This window comes from Lyngbya sp. CCY1209 (assembly GCF_035615495.1).
GTDB lineage: Bacteria > Cyanobacteriota > Cyanobacteriia > Cyanobacteriales > Microcoleaceae > Limnospira.
In genome coordinates this window covers 1-17,242 of the sequence record NZ_JAJENU010000690.1, presented here as the reverse complement: position 1 = coordinate 17,242, position 17,242 = coordinate 1, and the positions used below count along the sequence as shown (strand labels likewise).

Annotated in this window: 10 protein-coding genes; 6 read left to right on the top strand and 4 right to left on the bottom strand. The window is 54.4% G+C overall.

The features are described from left to right. Nucleotides 1-314: 314 nt before the first annotated feature. On the bottom strand, nucleotides 315-1,109 hold the full coding sequence (locus LKE08_RS28645) for a sulfotransferase domain-containing protein (protein ID WP_324707711.1): 795 nt from the start codon (nucleotides 1,107-1,109) through the stop codon (nucleotides 315-317). 88 nt (nucleotides 1,110-1,197) lie between these two features. After that, a complete protein-coding gene (gene glgA / locus LKE08_RS28640) occupies nucleotides 1,198-2,673 on the bottom strand; it encodes a glycogen synthase GlgA (protein ID WP_324707710.1) in 1,476 nt (491 codons plus the stop codon). Between the two features lie 619 nt (nucleotides 2,674-3,292). Here glgA and LKE08_RS28635 point away from each other — a divergent pair. Next, entirely contained in the window at nucleotides 3,293-3,562 is a 270-nt protein-coding gene (locus LKE08_RS28635) for a hypothetical protein (protein ID WP_324707709.1), read from the top strand. A gap of 1 nt (nucleotide 3,563) precedes the next feature. Here LKE08_RS28635 and LKE08_RS28630 read toward each other — a convergent pair whose 3' ends face one another. Then, complete coding sequence (locus LKE08_RS28630; protein WP_324707708.1) at nucleotides 3,564-4,454, bottom strand: polysaccharide deacetylase family protein; 891 nt, start codon at nucleotides 4,452-4,454, stop codon at nucleotides 3,564-3,566. A gap of 318 nt (nucleotides 4,455-4,772) precedes the next feature. Here LKE08_RS28630 and LKE08_RS28625 point away from each other — a divergent pair, with 318 nt between their 5' ends. Then, entirely contained in the window at nucleotides 4,773-5,966 is a 1,194-nt protein-coding gene (locus LKE08_RS28625) for a methyltransferase domain-containing protein (RefSeq protein ID WP_324707707.1), read from the top strand. A 93-nt stretch (nucleotides 5,967-6,059) separates the two neighbouring features. Here LKE08_RS28625 and LKE08_RS28620 read toward each other — a convergent pair whose 3' ends face one another. Further along, nucleotides 6,060-11,684, bottom strand: coding sequence for a PAS domain S-box protein (locus LKE08_RS28620; RefSeq protein ID WP_324707706.1), 5,625 nt, complete (start codon nucleotides 11,682-11,684; stop codon nucleotides 6,060-6,062). A 226-nt stretch (nucleotides 11,685-11,910) separates the two neighbouring features. Between LKE08_RS28620 and psb27 the strand changes: the two genes are divergently transcribed. The 4 genes from psb27 (at nucleotide 11,911) to LKE08_RS28600 (ending at nucleotide 17,156) form a co-directional block, all read left to right on the top strand. Beyond that, a complete protein-coding gene (gene psb27, locus LKE08_RS28615) occupies nucleotides 11,911-12,309 on the top strand; it encodes a photosystem II protein Psb27 (protein WP_324707705.1) in 399 nt (132 codons plus the stop codon). Nucleotides 12,310-12,507: 198 nt separating this feature from the next. Then, nucleotides 12,508-13,986 (top strand): family 10 glycosylhydrolase, encoded by a 1,479-nt coding sequence (locus tag LKE08_RS28610; RefSeq protein WP_324707736.1) that lies wholly within the window; start codon nucleotides 12,508-12,510, stop codon nucleotides 13,984-13,986. Between the two features lie 129 nt (nucleotides 13,987-14,115). Next, nucleotides 14,116-14,967: a prohibitin family protein gene (locus LKE08_RS28605; protein WP_324707704.1), complete on the top strand. Its 852-nt coding sequence runs from the start codon at nucleotides 14,116-14,118 to the stop codon at nucleotides 14,965-14,967. 248 nt (nucleotides 14,968-15,215) lie between these two features. Then, complete coding sequence (locus tag LKE08_RS28600; RefSeq protein WP_324707703.1) at nucleotides 15,216-17,156, top strand: ABC-F family ATP-binding cassette domain-containing protein; 1,941 nt, start codon at nucleotides 15,216-15,218, stop codon at nucleotides 17,154-17,156. Nucleotides 17,157-17,242: the final 86 nt, after the last annotated feature.

The following is a 17,242-nucleotide window of genomic DNA, read 5'->3' as shown; positions in this document are numbered from 1 at the left end:
TGGTTTTCGCGACCCAATTTTTTGTATCCTCGGCGGATACCTTTGAGTGGCGATCGTCGGCTATTTTGCCTCAATGCAACACTCAGGGGGATTCAAACCGATCCAATGATACCATCAAGTCTCCCGGGGAAAGACTTTAGACCCAATTTTTTGCTAATATACCGCAATACCGGACGCCCGACACCCAAAATAGGGGGCCAAATTGCGATCGCCCGGTGCCGGGAGGTTGGCCTCCATCCGAGGACCGCGATCCCCGGGGGCGACCGCGGCGGAATGGGTTTCGGGACCGGCGGGACGAAAATCGCCCCGGACCGTCAAACGGGTCGGGAAAAATCGGCTTCCCACTGTTTGATCTGGTCGTAGAGGGGGCGGGAGTGGGTGTCCAGAATTCTCACCGTCTCGGCCGACAATTCTTCATCGCCGCCGTTGACTCGACCCCGACGAAAGAAATTCTGAAATCCCCCCTGTTCGGCGAATCCCAAACGGCGGCTATCTTCGCGGTCGGCCAATTGTTTGAGGCGGTGAAATTCTTGATGTTCGACGGCCCTCCGACATGGGCAGTCCGTCACCTCCAGGCCGAGAAACTGACAGACCCGTTTGAGGACGTTTTGGGGATTCCGTTTCATCGATTCGTAGGATACCAAAAAGATGCGATCGCCGGCCGTTTCTTTCCCAGCCAGATAACTTTTGATGTGGGCGTTCCACTGCTCCATCCGCCCCAAACAAAAGGCGTCGATGCCGGAATTGTTATCCCGAAATTTGGGCGATCGCAGCGAATAATAATAGTAAGAACAGAGGCAATCTTTCGGATTTCGGAACAGGTAAATGATCCGATAGTCGGAAATCAAATCGTAGGGTTCGTGGGTTTTGATCGCCCGAAACGGGATGTCAATCTGGGGATTGCGATACCAATCTTCGATATCCACCTTGTAAACGTCCGGAATCACGTTGCCCCCGGCCTCCGTTTCGTGACCCCCCAACTGGCGGATGACATCGCTCAACAACAGCCGCATCCAGGTATTGCCGGAGCGGGGATAGGAGGCGATGAAGACATCGCTCGGCCGGAAATACCAGCGGTTAATCTGATATCGGTAACTCGATGAAAACATAAAGCGATCGCCCTGAAACGACGGGGGAAGGAATATCCATTAATAATTAATAATTAATAATTAATAATTTTCAATTCCTCCCGCCCTCTTACTTGTGCCGGATGTATTCGTAAATTGACAAATACTGCGTCCCGGGATTCTTCCAAGAGTAGTCATATTCCATCCCCTGAATTGCCAATTTTTGGAATTCCTTGGGATAGTGATACCACAGCCCGATCGCCCGATCCATCGCCGATTCTAACGCAGTATTGTCCGTTTGGAAGAAAACGTAACCGTTGCGTTTATCCGGGTCGTGATAGTTGTCATAATCGCGATCGAACACCGTATTCAACAAACCGCCCACGCCGCGCACCACCGGAACCGTCCCGTACTGCAATCCGATCATTTGAGTCAACCCGCAGGGTTCAAAATTGCTCGGGACGATAATAATATCCGCCCCCGCATAAATCAAATGGGACAATTCTTCATTGAACCCAATTTCGACGTGACAATCCGGATTATTATTAAGGTGATTCTTTTCATGCCAGAACCAATTGTTGATCCCCTTTTCTGTCGCCGAACCCAGCAGCACGAATTGGGCGTTTCGATGCAGGGCGTAGTAAATAGCGTGGTGGACGAGGTGGACTCCTTTTTGTTGGTCCAGACGGCCGACGTAAGCCACCAGGGGTTTGTCGTCGTGGGCCAGCCACAGTCGCTCCCGCAGCGCCTTTTTATTTTTAGCTTTTTCTTCAAAAGTATCGGCATCAAAATGGTGGGGAATGTAGCGATCGCTCGCCGGATTCCAAACCTCGTAATCGATGCCATTTAGCACCCCGCCGAACTTGTGCTGGTGTTCGTGGATGGTGTGTCCCAAACCGTAGCCACAATCTCCATAGTGCGCTTCCCAGGCGTGATGGGGAGACACCGTGGTGATGAAATTGGAGTAGACGATCCCGCCTTTCATCATATTCAATGCGAAGGGATTGAAGGGATCGCAGAGGCGATCGCTGGCAAAATAATAAGCTTCCCGATTCAAACCCGTCGCCCACAAAATATCCGTTCCGCTGATGCCCTGATGTTTGAAATTGTGGATGGTATAGCAGACCCGCTGATCTTCCATCCCGTGATATTTGTAAACCTCGAATAACATCACCGGGACTAAACCGGTTTGCCAGTCGTGACAGTGGATGATATCCGGCCGCTTGTTCGTCCGCAGCAAAAATTCCAGGGCGGCTTTGCTGAAGAACGCGAACCGCATGGGGTCGTCCTCGCAGCCGTAGTAGCAGCCCCGGTTGAAAAACAGGTCGTCGGAGTGGGGGTCGATAAAAAAGCACAATCGTCCGTAAACCCAGCCGCAGTAAACGTCGCAGTAGATGGCCGCACCGTACCAGGGGACGACCAGATCTTTGTAGGCTTCGTGCAGCCCCCAGATGTGGTCATAACGCATACAATCGTATTTGGGCAGCACGATCTCGACGGCGTGGCCCCGCTTTTCTAACTCCCGGCTGATCCCGAATACGACATCACCCAAACCTCCGGCTTTGATAACGGGGGCGCATTCAGAGGCAATCTGTACGATGTACATCTTCACTCCTCGCGTAACAAAAGTTTATATTCTATTTTCCCATTCAACCAGGAAAAAGCACCGATCGCTCGGGAACTGAGCAAATAACCCCCGCCATTTCTACCCATAGAATCATCTTTCAACCGGGGTGATGGACCGAGAACCCGGGGGGGCGACGATCGCCCATTTCCCCACCCGAGTGCGATGGCGGGGATCAGCCGGGATCGGCTCTCGGACCCCAGATAGTTATTTTCGGGCAAACCGGGTCAAATGGTCCGCTGATTCGAGACTTGATGTATAGTCTGAGGTTAGAATGTCGCAGGACTCAAAAACCAGTCGGGGCGACGGGGATCGCCCCCCAGACCTGGTTGGGTGATGGATTCGAGTCCGGCGTCGATCCGGATCGATGCCGATCCCGAGGATAGCCCCTTCCCCCGATTGGGCCCGGGCCGGACTGGAGAATCCGTTAACAACCGTACCGATTTAAACTTCCGCTTAGGAGGGAACCCTGATGAAGAACGGTGTGTATGGGTGGATAGGAGTTTTAGCTTCTCTTGGGATTGCGGTTTCTGGACTGCCGGCCGGAGCCGGGCCGCCGACAATTCTGACCGGTTCCAATATTATCTCCCGTTATAGGCGCATGGTCGAGCAGTCTTCGCAACCGGAACCCAACAAGCGGATGTTGCTGATTTCGGCACAAAACGATCTCAACTCCATCGTTGCAGATGTGGGGGAAACCTGCGAAGCCCTGGCATCCGGGGAGTTGACCTGGCAGGAACGCCAGGAAATTCAAGAGGAGTCCCTCCGCCAGGAAGTGAATCCGGACCCCCAACTGCGGGAGATCTTGCAGGCTGATCAAATGATTCGCAACAGTTTGGTCAAACAGATGTGTCCGGAATACATCCCGTGATCTACTCGCCATCCATTTCCAGCAATTCCGGTACGGTGACAAACCGATAACCCCGGGCTTTGAGTCCGGCGATAATGGTTCCGAGGGCCTCCACCGTCCGCCCCCGGTTTCCCCCCCCGTCATGCATGAGGACGATCGCACCGGGGTGGGCCTGGGTGAGGACGCGATCGGCCAGGGTGGCCGCGGACGGCTGCTGATAGTCCTGGGTGTCGATGGACCACATCACCACTACATAATTTTTCCGGCGGGCATAATCGACCGCCCCGTTATCGAGAATGCCACCGGGGGGACGAAAAATCAACAGGGGAGTCCCCGTCAGTTCCGCGATGTGGCGGGCCGTCTCGTCGATTTCCCGGGCTGCTGCCGCCCCGTCCAGGGCCTGGTAGGGGTGGTTCCAGGTGTGGTTCCCCACCGCGTGGCCGTCCGCGACCACCCGGCGGGCGATGTCCGGGTACCGGGGCAGGTTTTGGCCGAGGAAAAAGAAGGTGGCCCGCACTCCGTGGCGTCGCAGCACCGCCAGGACGCGATCGGTGTCGGGCCAGGGGCCATCGTCGAAGGTGAGGGCGACCACCCGTTCCCCCTGTTTGGGGTAGACTCGATTGACGATCGCACCGTAATATCGGGCCGGAATCGTAAAGGTGCGGGTTTTGGGCGCGGATTTGGGAAAAACCGGGGGCGACGGCGGTGCGGGATTGGGCAGGTAGAGACGCCCTTCGCCGAGGGGGGGGACGGCGGGGGCCGCGAAGGGATCGGTTTCGACCGCCTCGGGTTCCGAGGGCCGCCAGAGTCCGGGGATGTCCGCCCGGGCGGGTTCCGGGGATGCGATCGCCGTCAACATTCCCAGGGCGATCGGCCCGATTCCGAGTATTGGGTTGAAAACCTGGACTCCCATCGTCGGTTTTGGGTGAGTAATGATTACGACTCATTCTATCTTCATCGGGCGCGGCCTGTGCTTCGGAAAAATTGAGATTTGTTGATGATCGATTCGCGTCCCCGACTCGACTGCCGTTGAAAGCGCCACTTCACATCAAAAAAAATTGATAAATTGACCTCGGTTTTACGCTGCGGGCATTCTCCGTCAATTCTCAGAAAAAATTAAGTTTTACCGCTCGAATTGGCGGTATAATTTGAAGTCGGATGACCGCGATCGCGAGTTTCATCCCTGGCAATTAAGAACGATCAATAGAAGCCGCGAGGAGAGTTTTTCCCGATGACCCAAGCCCAACCCCAAGAAATGAAAGTCAACTCCGATTTGGAGCGGGAAGTATTGGAGCGTTACAAATCCGGCGCGAAAGCCGTCCAACCGTCCCTGTGCTGTCCGACCTCCTACGATAACAATTATCTGGAAATTTTGCCCCAAGAAATTATTGATAAAGATTACGGATGCGGCGACCCGACCCGATACGTCAACGCGGGGGAAGTCGTCGTCGATCTCGGCTCTGGTGCGGGCAAAAATTGTTACATCATCGCCCAGAAAGTCGGGGAGTCCGGCAAGGTTATCGGGGTCGATTTCAACGACGAAATGCTGTCGCTATCCCGAAAATATCAGGATGCGATCGCCGAAAAGTTGGGGTACAAAAATACCGAATTTGTGAAAGGTAAAATTCAAGATCTGAGTTTGAATCTGGATCGGGTTCAGGAGTGGTTGCGGGCGCACCCCATCGCCTCCGTGGAGGAGATTTCCGGGTTCGAGGCGACCTGCGATCGCCTCCGCCGAGAGGAGCCGCTGATCCCCGACGACAGTGTAGACGTGGTGGTATCTAACTGCGTCCTCAACCTCGTCCGTTCCCAAGATAAAAAACAACTGTTTCGAGAAATTTATCGCGTCTTGAAGCGGGGGGGACGGGCCGTCATTTCCGATATCGTCTGCGACGAAAATCCGACGGAGGAAATGATGAACGATCCCGAATTGTGGAGCGGCTGCATTTCCGGAGCATTTCGGGAAGACGAATTTTTGGCAATGTTTGAAGAGGCGGGATTTTACGGCGTCGAAATCCTCACCCGCCAGGTGGAACCCTGGCAAGCGATCGACGGCATCGAATTCCGATCGCTCACCGTCCGCGCCTACAAGGGCAAAGACGGGCCTTGTCTAGACCGGAATCAGGCCGTCATTTACAAAGGTCCTTGGAAGCAGGTGATGGACGACGACGGTCACATTTTGTACCGAGGACAGCGGATGGCGGTTTGCGACAAAACCTTCCAACTGTACGGCGATCGCCACGGCCCCTACCACGAAGATATTATCCCCATTTCTCCTTACCAAGAAATTCCGCTGGAGGAGGCGAAAGAATTCGACTGCCTGCGAAATTCCGTCCGCAACCCGAAGCTGACGAAGGGGGCGGATTATCGCGTCACCACCGACAATGACGGGGACTCTTGCTGCTCACCGTCCGGCTGTTGTTGAGGGTGACAAACTTGAAAATGGGAATCGGGAGTCGGGGGAATCAATTGATCATTATCAATGATCAATTATCAATTATCAATTTTCCCCGAGTTTTCACTCCCAGACGATGACGCGATCGCGCCCCAGCTCTTTGGCGCGATACAACGCATCGTCGGCCATCTTGAGCAGGTCGTCGGGAATTTGTGCGTGTTCGGGGAAACAAGCCACCCCGAAAGAGGCGGTAATTTGACCGAGATCTCGACTCTGATGTCGGAGTTGTAACCCTCGAATTCCCCGGCATAAAAACTCAGCCCGGGCGATCGCGGTTTCCAGGGACGTTTGCGGCAAAATCAGGGTCAGTTCTTCCCCGCCGTAGCGGCAGGCGACATCCGAGGCGCGGACATTTTCTTGCAAGAATTTGGCGATGATTTGCAAGACGAAATCCCCCGCCTCGTGGCCGAAGGTATCGTTAAAGCCCTTGAAATGGTCGATATCGACCATGATAATACACAACGGATTTTGGTTTCGTCGCGCTTTAGCAAACTCTTGGTTGAGGGTTTCTTGCAGATAGCGGCGGTTGAAAAGTCCCGTGAGGGGATCGCGGATACTTTCCAAGCGCAATTGTTCCTGCAATTTGAGGTTGGAAAGGGCGAGGGATAACTGTTCGGCCACGGTGCGGGCCAACTGTTCCAGGTAGGGCCAATTCGACGACGGGAGTTGAGTTCTCAAATAGAACAGTCCCAAAATTTTAGTTTGGGCAATCAGGGGAATGCATACGGTATTGGCGGGAGGCAGATCGAGGTGAACGTGCTGACAAAATAGCCCCGGTTGTCGGTGGTTGGCGGCGTGAATTTGGCCGCGCCGCAGCGCCCAACACTGTTTGAGGTTGAATTTGATTTCGCTGTCGCGGAGTTCTCCGAAGGCGGAAACCGCCTCTAAATTTGCCTGATCGCCGCCATAATCCGCGTTATTTTCGACCAGCAAAACCGCGCCGGAAAACTGCGGAAACAGTTGTTTGAGAAACTCTGCGATCGCCCCGTACCCGTCCTCAACCTTGTCGCAAGCTTGCAGGAATTCCATCATGTCACTGATGATTTCCATTTCTCGGTTGCGCTGCTTCAACCGCTGATAGGTTTTTTGCAGTGCCTCTTCCGTCTGTTTCCGTTCCGTCAAATCCGTCGCCGTCCCCAATATTTCTTGCACCTTTCCGCCGGCAGTGCGGCTGAAAATCACGTCGCGGCTGAACAGCCAGCGCCACTGTCCGTCAGACCGCTGCAATCGGTATTCGACGGAATGAATCTCGCCATCTTGCGCCCCTTCCAAGCGTCGGTAGTGTTCTTGAACGGCCCTGCGATCGTCCGGATGAAGATGTCGTTTTAAAAAATTATCGCCCAGGTCCCGTATTTCATCGGAACTGTAGCCCAACACGTCCCGAATGCTTTGATTGACATAAATCATTCGGGATTGAATGATATCGTTAATGTAGAGAATATTGGGGAGAGTATCGGCGATTTTTTTGATAAAGATGTTGCTTTCTTTTAATTTCGTCATCGCCCGTTTTCGCTCGGTTGTATCTTCGACGATACCCGCAAATCGATAAATGTTTCCCGACTCATCCTTCACCGGAAAGATGCGGACTTCCACCCACCGAATTTGACCGTCCGGGCGGACGATCCGATACTCCTCATCGAAGGAATTCGGCCCCTGAATTTGTCGCCGGTAAGCTTGGGCGACCCGCTCCCGATCTTCGGGATGTACCGACTCCATCCAAGCCCGAGGATTGCGGTAGAGACTCTCGCAGCTTTGCCCCCAAATGGCTTCGTAGGCGGGATTGATATAAAGCATTTCCTGGCCGTCAAAAGACGTGATCACGAAAACTTCCCGAACCGACTCGGCAATTTGTCGGAATTTTTCCTCACTTTCTTGGAGGGCAATTTCGGCATTTTTCTGCTCGGTAATGTCAATCAGGATGCCCTGGATGAACAGGGGTTGTCCGCCCTCATCCGCGACGGTGCGGGCGCGATCGCGAACCCAGAGAACCTCACCCGATCGCGACACCATCCGATATTCGACGCTAAATCCCCCGTCCCGCTGGGTCTCCTCGCCGATCTCCCGCAACACCCGATCGCGATCGTCGGGGTGCACCCGTTCCATCCAAAAATTCGCATTTTCCAGCCACTCGCTCGGCGAAAATCCCAACAGGCGTTCGATTTGGGGGCTAATGTAAAGGGTGGAACAAATCTCGTCGAAAGATGCCGTATAGGTCGCCGCCGGCATCTGTTCGATCAGGCGGCGATATTTGGCCTCCGAGGCGCTGAGGGCGATTTCCGCCAATTTTTTGTCCGTGATATCCATCGCCAGACCGAACAGGCGCACCACCTGTCCCCGGGAATCCATTTCCACTTCCCCCCGGGCTCTCAAATACCGCATCTCGCCGCTGGGACGGAACAGGCGATATTCGACGTTAAACGGTTCTGCCATCGTCAACGTTCGCCTCAATTGTTCTTCGTGAATGAAGCGGTCATCCGGGTGAATGATCTCCACAAGTTCTTCCAGACTCGGGTGGGGCTGAGTCGGGTCGATGCCGAAGATTTTAAACACCTCTTCCGACCAAGTAATTTGGCGGGAAACCGCATCAAATCCCCAAGTTCCAATGCCGGCAATTTTTTGGGATTGGAGGATGTTTCGGGTCGTTTGATAGAGTGCCAATTCGGTTTGTTTGCGCTTGGTAATATCCTCAGCGATATAACAAAAACGGATGTGATCGGAGTCGGAATTGAGAATGGGGTTAGCCGTCGCTAATATACAATATTCAGCCGTGGCGGTGGAGTGGACGTACTCGAATTGAACGGGCTTTCCGAGCTTTTGACTCTGCCGGTAATGGTTCAACCACAGCGCGATCGTGGATTCAGGAATGCCGAGTTGACTCGACTTTTTATTCTTCATTTCCTCCGGAAGAATGCCAAAAAATCCGGCGGTCGCATGATTATCCCAGATGTGCAGGATGTCATCTTCGAGGAGTTCCACCACCCCCATCATCAGGGTCGTGCTGTTGTATAAGCTGTTGAGAATTGCCTCCCGTTCTTGCAGCGCCATTTCGGCGAGTTTGCGATCGTTGATATTTTGGGCAATTCCCAGGATATATTGAGGTTCCCCGGCATCATTAACAATCAAAGAACCGCTGATATTGACCCAAATGGGCGAACCATCTTTGCGGACAAAGCGTTTTTCATAGGACAACTTCGGGATTTTTTGTTCGAGCAAATCCAGGAGTTGAGTCCGAGTGTTAGCAACATCTTCCAAATGGGTGATATCTCGGACATTTTTGTGCAGTATTTCGCCGACAGAATACCCCGTAATTTCGGCTAATTTGGGATTGGCTAAAATAAAATTGCCTTCCAAATCGAGTTCGCCGATTCCGATATCCGCTTCATCAAAGATGACGCGAAACCGTTGTTCACTCTCCCGGAGAGCCGCTTCCATTTGTTTGCGCTCCGTGATATCCGTCATCAGGGCAAGAGAGCCTTGATATTCGCCGCCGTGGCCGAAAATCGGCGTTCCCGAAACCAACACCCAGATCGGATCGCCATTTTTACAAATGAATTTAAAATCGTGAGTTTCTCCGATTCCTTGGTGGCGATTGACGAGATTTTGGGCGGCGAAGTTTCGATCGCCTGATTCCATAAATTTCATCAAAGATTGCCCGAGCATTTCCTCCGCCGTATATCCCAGCATTTCCGCCATGCGCCGGTTGACAAATGTGGTGATATTATTTTGGGCGATAATCCAAACCCCTTCCAGGGTCGTTTCGACGATCTGCCGGTAGCGTTTCTCGCTCTCTTTCAGGGCAATTTCCGCCCGCTTGCGATCGCCGATATCGATCCAGTAGCCCACCCATTCCAGGGGATTTCCCGCCCCGTCCCGCACCAGTTTGAACTCGTCTCGCATCCACCGATAGGAGCCGTCCCGATGGAGAAAGCGATACTCGTAACAGTAGCGGTCCGGCAGTTCCTGGGGACTCATTCCAAAAACCAGATCCCGATCGTCCGGGTGGATGCGATCGCGCCAAAAGTCCCCGTCATCATCAAAATTTTGGGCATCATAACCCAGGATATCCCGCACATTTTCGCTGACGAACGTACTGCGAAACGTCTCCGGTTCGCAACTGTAAATAATCGCCGAGCTGGACTTGAGCAAATAATCCAAACGCTCCCGGGCGAGTTGCAAGTCCCGCTCCGTCTGCTTGCACTCTGCAATTTCGCACTTGAGTTCTTCATTGATGCGGGCTAATTCTTCGGTCTGTCGGGCGACTTGCAATTCCAATTCTTCCGACAACTTTCGATAGGCTTCCTTCCGTTCTTCCAACTCCAGTTCGGCCCGACGGCGATCAGTGATATCTTCCCCCGTGCCGATAATAAACTCCACCTCCCCCGCATCATTGAACAGCACCGTATTCGACCAAGAAATCAGGCGGCGATCGCCCGTTTTCGTCACCCAAGAATTTTCGTAACAATTCATCGACCGACCCGACTGGAGCCGTGCAAACGTGTCCCGCACCCCCTCGACCTCCGGTTCGGGAACCAACAGATCCCAAAAGACTCGGTTTTGCACCTCTGCCAAAGAATACCCCGTCGCCCTCGCGCAGGCTTGGTTAAATTTGACGATCCGCCCCTGCCGGTCCAAAACGACGATCAAAGTGGCGACGGTATCGAGAATGGCGGTGGTAAAATCCCGCTCCTGTTGCAGTTCCAACCGGCTCTGGGTGTGCTCTTGCCGGATCAGTTCGGTGCGGTTCTGATGGATCTGTTCGAGCCGTTCCGTCTGCAGTTGGCAAACTTCCTGTTGCAGGGCCCGGACGGTCTGGTAGAGTTCCACGGGGCTGAGGGTTTGCAGCAAACTGGTTTGGGTGACGATCCCGAGCAATTGTTCCCGTTCGTCGCACACCACCAGGCGCCTGACGCGCCGTCGCTGCATTTCCTGGTGGGCCGTCCACAGGTGGTCCGTGGGGCGCAAACTCCACAGGGGCGCACTCATGATTTGGGCCGCCGTCACCCGCCGGAAGTCGAGTTGGAGCGCTTGAAACTGCACGATATCCCGCTCCGTGACGATCCCCAGCGGACGGGGTGCGTGGGACGCGGCGATCTGGGGTTCAACAATCACCACGCAACTGACCCGATATTCCGTCATCAGCCGCGCCAGTTCCAGCACCGACGTGCCGGGTAAGGCGTGGATCACCTCCGGCGTCATCGCCTCTCCGACCTGACGCAATTTGAACAGGTCAGCCGGTTGCAACCGGGCGCGGATGCTTTCCGAGGCGATCAGCCCCAGCACTTCGCCCGTTTCCGACACCAGGGGGAGGTGGCGGATCTGATGTTGGCGCATCAGGGCGATGGCCGTGAAAATATCCGGGTTCGGATAGGTTTGCAGGGTGATCAAATCCCGGGTCATGACCTCTCCCAAGGTCAGATCCCCCAAGTCGTGATATTGCGTGGACAGACGCACCAGATCCCGCTCAGTGAGCAGCCCCACCAGTCGGGAGCCTTCGACGGCCAGAACGCAACTGCCCCGAACTTCCCGGGCCGGCTCCGACACCGTTTCCGACAGGTCGCACCGGCCGCGCTCCCGACTCATTAGGGAAATGACCTCCGTCAAAGCAGTTTGAGGAGAAGCGGTGAGCGGGTGGGGATCGATCGCAGTATCCAACGACAAGTTGGACAGTAGAGAACTTGAGCTGCTCATGGAGTTGAGATTACAGAATAGGGGCAATCAGCATTGAATCGACTCGATCGCGGAACAATCAATCTGCGGTGGAGCGATCGCGCTCGGCGGACCCTGCGGGAGATAGAGAATCGGAGTAACACGATCGGCGATCGGGTTGCGTGCGGACTCCTACATTCTAGGAGTTTATAATCGCCGTCCTGAATTCAAGGTAGGATAGGACAGAAAAGATTTTGACAACGTTTTTATGAGATATTTTGTTTCACGCCTGCTCGCCCTCGTTATGGTTGTCGCGATTACCCTCGTGGGGTGTGGCAGTGCCACCGACGGCCTGACGGGAAATTACAGCCAGGATACTTTAGCCGTCGTCAACAGCTTGAGAACGGCGATCGAACTCCCCGAAGAAGCCCCCGAAAAGAGAGCCGCCCAGGCGGAGGCCCGGACCCTGATCAACAGTTTCGCCTCCCGCTACCGCCGCGATCCCGCCGTCGCCAACCTGGCCTCCTTCACGACCATGCGGACGGCATTGAACGCCCTGGCCGGACATTACAGTTCTTACCCCAACCGCCCGGTTCCGGAGAAACTCCAGCAGCGTCTGGAACAGGAGTTCAAGCAAGTCGAGGCGGCGATCAAACGGGGCGCCTGATCCGAGATCCGAACTTTCCCACTCTCAAACCGACCCATAGACTGAAGCAACTCAATTTCAGGCGTATTGATTTGGAGTTGCTTCCGTTTTTTTTCCCGTGAACCCATGTCCGACCCTTTGATCGCCCCAATCCCCCACCGAAAGGCCCTGAAACGCACCCTGGCGGGGACGCTCCTGGCCGTTTTCTTGTCGCCCCTGATGATGACGGCGGCGCGATCGCAAACCCAGGCCTACTGCCGCCTGTCCCCAGATGCGATCGCCCAAAAAGACCGCCTCCGCCAAGCCGCCCTGGGCGGAGATGCCACCGCCGAGCAGCAATACAACGACCTCCTCACCCAACACGCCCAGGCTGTGGATCGCTGCCGCCGGCAGAGTCGCCCCCAAAATCAGGCGATCTGGGTGCGGTTGTACGACTGCGACGCCCGAGCGGGCGCCTTGGAACGGCTGCTCGACGACATCATCAACAAGGGCTACAACCAGGTTTATCTGGAGGTGTTTTATGATGGCCAGGTATTGCTCCCCGTCGCCAATAATCCCACGGCTTGGCCTTCCGCGATGCGATCGCCCGGTTTGGAACAAGTGGACCTTTTAGCCGAAACCATCCAAAAAGGCCGGCGGCGAGGGCTGCAAGTGTACGCCTGGATGTTCATGCTCAACTTCGGCTACACTTACACCCTGTTGGGCGATCGGCAGCAGGTTCTCGCCCGCAACGGCGCCGGGGAAACCACCGTCAGCGCCGACGTGGACGCCACCAACCGGGACGACTTCGGCGAAAGCTACGTCAACCAAGGCTTCGTCGATCCCTACAATCCCCGGGGGCGGCAGGATTATGACATCCTCCTGAATGCGGTTTTGAGCCGCCGTCCCGACGGCGTTTTATTCGACTACGTTCGCTATCCCAAAGGGCTCGGCCCCGAATCCGTCGCCACCCGCGTCAAGGACCTGTGGATTTACGGCGACGCCTCCCTGGAAACCTTCCTGCGACGCCCCAACACCGACATGGGCCGGGATCTGCTGCGGCGCTACCTCCAACAGGGCTATTTAACCGAAAACGACGTCAGCCAAATCCGCCAGAAATATTCCCCCGCCAATGTCGGGGCGGAAGACAAACTGTCCGAAGACGACGACAAGAAACAGGAACCGCCCCCGTCTCCGTGGCCCGACGAGGAAGCTTTGCCCGCCCTGGCCGGAATTCCCTCCCTCGGGGACACTTACAATCAACAACTGTGGCGGTTGAGTGTCGCCCACGCGCAGCAGGGGGTGATCGACTTTTTGAGCAATGTCAGCCAAAGGGTGCGATCGCGCAATATCCCCGCCGGCGCCGTCTTTTTCCCCGAAGGCAACCGCCGCATCGGCGGACAGGGATTCGACTCCCGCCTCCAACCTTGGGATCGCTTCCCATCTTCGATACAATGGCATCCGATGGCTTACGGCGTCTGCGGAACCACAAGTTGCATCGTCGAACAGGTGCAAACCGTCGCCGCCGGGGCTCCCCCCGGAACCCAAATTATCCCCGCCCTCGCGGGAGACTCGGGCCAGTCTATCAAAAACCGCCCCCCTCTGGAAACCCAGATGCGCGACATCATCAACGCCGTTCCCCAGATTCAATCCGTCAGCCATTATTCCTACGACTGGCAGGAACCGGAAATCACCCGGGAGCGAAAATTTTGCCAATAATTGGGGTGTGGGGAGAGTTGGGGTGTGCTCGGTGCTCGGTGCTCGGTGGGGAAAGTGAACAGTGAACAGTGAAAAGTTACCGATTCCCTATTCCCTCAAATTGTCGTATCCAAAACAGGAGTAAGTATTTTGAAAAGCGCACAACCTCAACAAGGTTTACCCGCAATTATCCTCGGAATTATCGCCGCAGCGGCCCTTCTCATCGGCCTCAATTCCTTCGTGATCATCACCCCCGGCCAAGCGGCTGTGTTGAGCATTTTGGGAAAAGCCCAGGATGGCGCGCTGTTGGAGGGGTTGCACTTCAAGCCGCCCCTCATTTCTGCGGTGGATATCTACGATGTCACCGTGCAGAAATTTGAAGTTCCGGCCCAGAGTTCCACCAAGGATTTGCAGGAGCTTTCCGCCAGTTTCGCGATCAACTTCCGCCTCGATCCGGTGAACGTGGTCAAGATCCGCCGGGAACAGGGAACCCTGCAAAATGTCGTCTCCAAAATTATCGCCCCCCAGACTCAGGAATCCTTCAAAATTGCGGCGGCAAAACGGACCATTGAAGAAGCGATTACCCAACGGGAACAACTGAAAGCTGATTTTGATTATGCTCTGGTTTCTCGATTGGATAAGTATGGCATTATCGTATTGGATACCAGTGTGGTTGACCTAGCCTTCTCCCCGGAATTTGCCCGGGCGGTCGAGGACAAACAGATCGCCGAACAGCGATCGCAGCGGGCCGTTTATGTGGCGCGGGAAGCCGAACAGCAAGCCCAGGCGGATATCAACCGGGCTAAAGGTCGCGCCGAAGCCCAGCGGCTGTTGGCGGAAACCTTGAAAGCTCAGGGGGGTGAATTGGTGCTGCAAAAAGAGGCGATTGAAGCTTGGCGCCAGGGCGGCTCTCAGATGCCGAAGGTGCTGATCCTCGGGGACTCGAAGAGCAGCGTTCCTTTCTTGTTTAATGTCGGCGATATTGCCGAAGAAGCCCAGTAATTGGGGTGTGAGGCGATCCGCAGATTACGCAGATTACACAGATTGAATTGAGTTGAAAATCGATCAGTGGAATTTGGGTGATTTGCCGGAGGATGGGGGTGTGGGATGTCGTGAAATTCCCATTCCCCCCTCCGCGATCGCCGATTTTAAGGATTTTGCAGATGGCGCAGATTACGGATTCTGTGGATTCAGATTGTTATAATTGATAATCTATCAACTGATAAAATTTTTATTTTTGGCGTTTGAATATGAATATTTTAACTCTGCGATCGGTTCAAAAAGATTTCGGCACCAAGGAAATTCTCAGGGATGCCAATCTGAGTTTGGGCGTGTCGGATAAAGTGGGTTTGATCGGCACGAATGGCTCGGGTAAATCGACCCTTCTGAAAATGATCGTCGGCGCCGAACCTACCGACGGGGGGGAATTGTGGGTCAATCCGAAAATTAAATTAATTTACCTGCCGCAGCAGCCGGAACTCGACGAAAATAATACCGTTTTGGAGCAGGTTTTTGCCGACAGCGGCGAGAAGTTGCATTTGATTCAAGAGTACGAGGACTTATCCCGAAAAATTGCCAAATTCCCGGAAGATGAAAGCCTGATGACTCGCTTTTCCGAGGTCATGCAGCGCATGGATTCTAGCAACGCTTGGGAGTTGGAAACCCAGGCGAAAATTATTTTGACGAAACTGGGTATCGAAGATTTTGATGTCAAAGTCGGCACCCTTTCCGGGGGCTATCGGAAGCGCATCGCCCTGGCGGCGGCGCTGCTGCGGGAACCGGACGTTTTGTTGATGGACGAACCGACGAACCATTTGGATGCCATGTCGGTGGAGTGGTTGCAGGATTATTTGAATAGTTATCGGGGCGCACTCTTTTTAATTACTCACGATCGCTATTTTTTGGATCGCGTCACCAATCGCATCGTGGAAATCGATCGCGGCGATTTGTTCACCTACTCCGGCAACTATTCTTACTATTTGGAAAAAAAGGCGGAAATGGAAGATGTCGCCGCCGGCCAACAGCAAAAACACCGGGGCGTATTGCGGCGGGAATTGGAGTGGCTGCAGCGGGGGCCGAAAGCCAGAAGCACCAAACAAAAAGCCCGCATTCAGCGCATCGAAGGGATGCAGGATGTGGAATTCAAACAGGCGTTGGGGAAAGTGGAAATCTCCACCCCCGGACGCCGGATCGGAAAAAAAGTGATCGAATTGGAAAATATCTCCAAATCCTACGACGGCAAAACGTTAATTAAAGACTTTACCTACACCTTCAGCCCCCAAGATCGCATCGGGATCATCGGCGGCAATGGTGTCGGAAAATCCACCCTTTTGGACTTAATAACGGGGCGCACCGAACCCGACGCGGGAACCGTTGACATCGGCAGTACCATCCACATCGGCTACTTCGACCAACATTCCGAAAACCTGCTGGCGGCGATGAACGAAAATCAGCGGGTTATTGATTACTTAAAAGAAGTCGCCGAATACGTCACCACCGCCGACGGAACCCAAATTAGCGCCTCCCAAATGTTGGAGCGATTTTTGTTTCCCCCCGGACAACAATATGCCCCCCTGCACAAACTTTCCGGGGGAGAAAAGCGGCGGTTATTCTTGCTGCGGGTATTGATGGGGGCGCCCAACGTGCTGATTTTGGACGAACCCACCAACGATTTGGACGTGCAAACCCTGTCGGTTTTAGAAGAATATTTGGAAGAATTCAACGGGTGCGCGATCGCCGTCTCCCACGATCGCTATTTCCTGGACCGCACCGTTGACATGATTTTCGCCTTCGAGTCCGCCGGAAAAGTCCGCCTCTACCCCGGTAACTATTCCGTCTATCTCGACTACAAACAAGCCGAAGAAGTCAAAAAAGCCGAGGAACAAATACAGGTCGCCGCCCCCCAAAAAGCGGCGGAACCCGAACCGGAGAAATCCCCCCGCTATTCCTGGGGAAAAGACGGCCGGCGGAAACTCTCCTCGAAGGAGCGGCGGGAATACGAAAAACTCGAAACCGCGATCGCAGAACTGGAGGAGAAAAAGAGCCAAATTGAAGCCGAACTCTACACCGCACCCCCCGCCTCCGTGAGTCGGGTGCAGGAATTACATCAACAAGTCGAATCCCTGGCGGGAGAAATCGATCGCGCCACGGAACGGTGGATGGAGTTGGCGGAAATCGACTCTCAGGATTAGTCGTAGTGAACCGTTTCGGCTAAAATGAGGCAATAGTAGGGTGGGTTAGGCGCGGCAGTAATTTTTCGGAAAAACCCACAACTGTT

Coding starts and splice junctions, on each gene's coding strand:
- LKE08_RS28645 (WP_324707711.1), bottom strand. CDS start 1,109: ATGTTTTCATCGAGTTACCGATATCAGATTAACCGCTGGTATTTCCGG.
- glgA (WP_324707710.1), bottom strand. CDS start 2,673: ATGTACATCGTACAGATTGCCTCTGAATGCGCCCCCGTTATCAAAGCC.
- LKE08_RS28635 (WP_324707709.1), top strand. CDS start 3,293: ATGGTCGAGCAGTCTTCGCAACCGGAACCCAACAAGCGGATGTTGCTG.
- LKE08_RS28630 (WP_324707708.1), bottom strand. CDS start 4,454: ATGGGAGTCCAGGTTTTCAACCCAATACTCGGAATCGGGCCGATCGCC.
- LKE08_RS28625 (WP_324707707.1), top strand. CDS start 4,773: ATGACCCAAGCCCAACCCCAAGAAATGAAAGTCAACTCCGATTTGGAG.
- LKE08_RS28620 (WP_324707706.1), bottom strand. CDS start 11,684: ATGAGCAGCTCAAGTTCTCTACTGTCCAACTTGTCGTTGGATACTGCG.
- psb27 (WP_324707705.1), top strand. CDS start 11,911: ATGAGATATTTTGTTTCACGCCTGCTCGCCCTCGTTATGGTTGTCGCG.
- LKE08_RS28610 (WP_324707736.1), top strand. CDS start 12,508: ATGATGACGGCGGCGCGATCGCAAACCCAGGCCTACTGCCGCCTGTCC.
- LKE08_RS28600 (WP_324707703.1), top strand. CDS start 15,216: ATGAATATTTTAACTCTGCGATCGGTTCAAAAAGATTTCGGCACCAAG.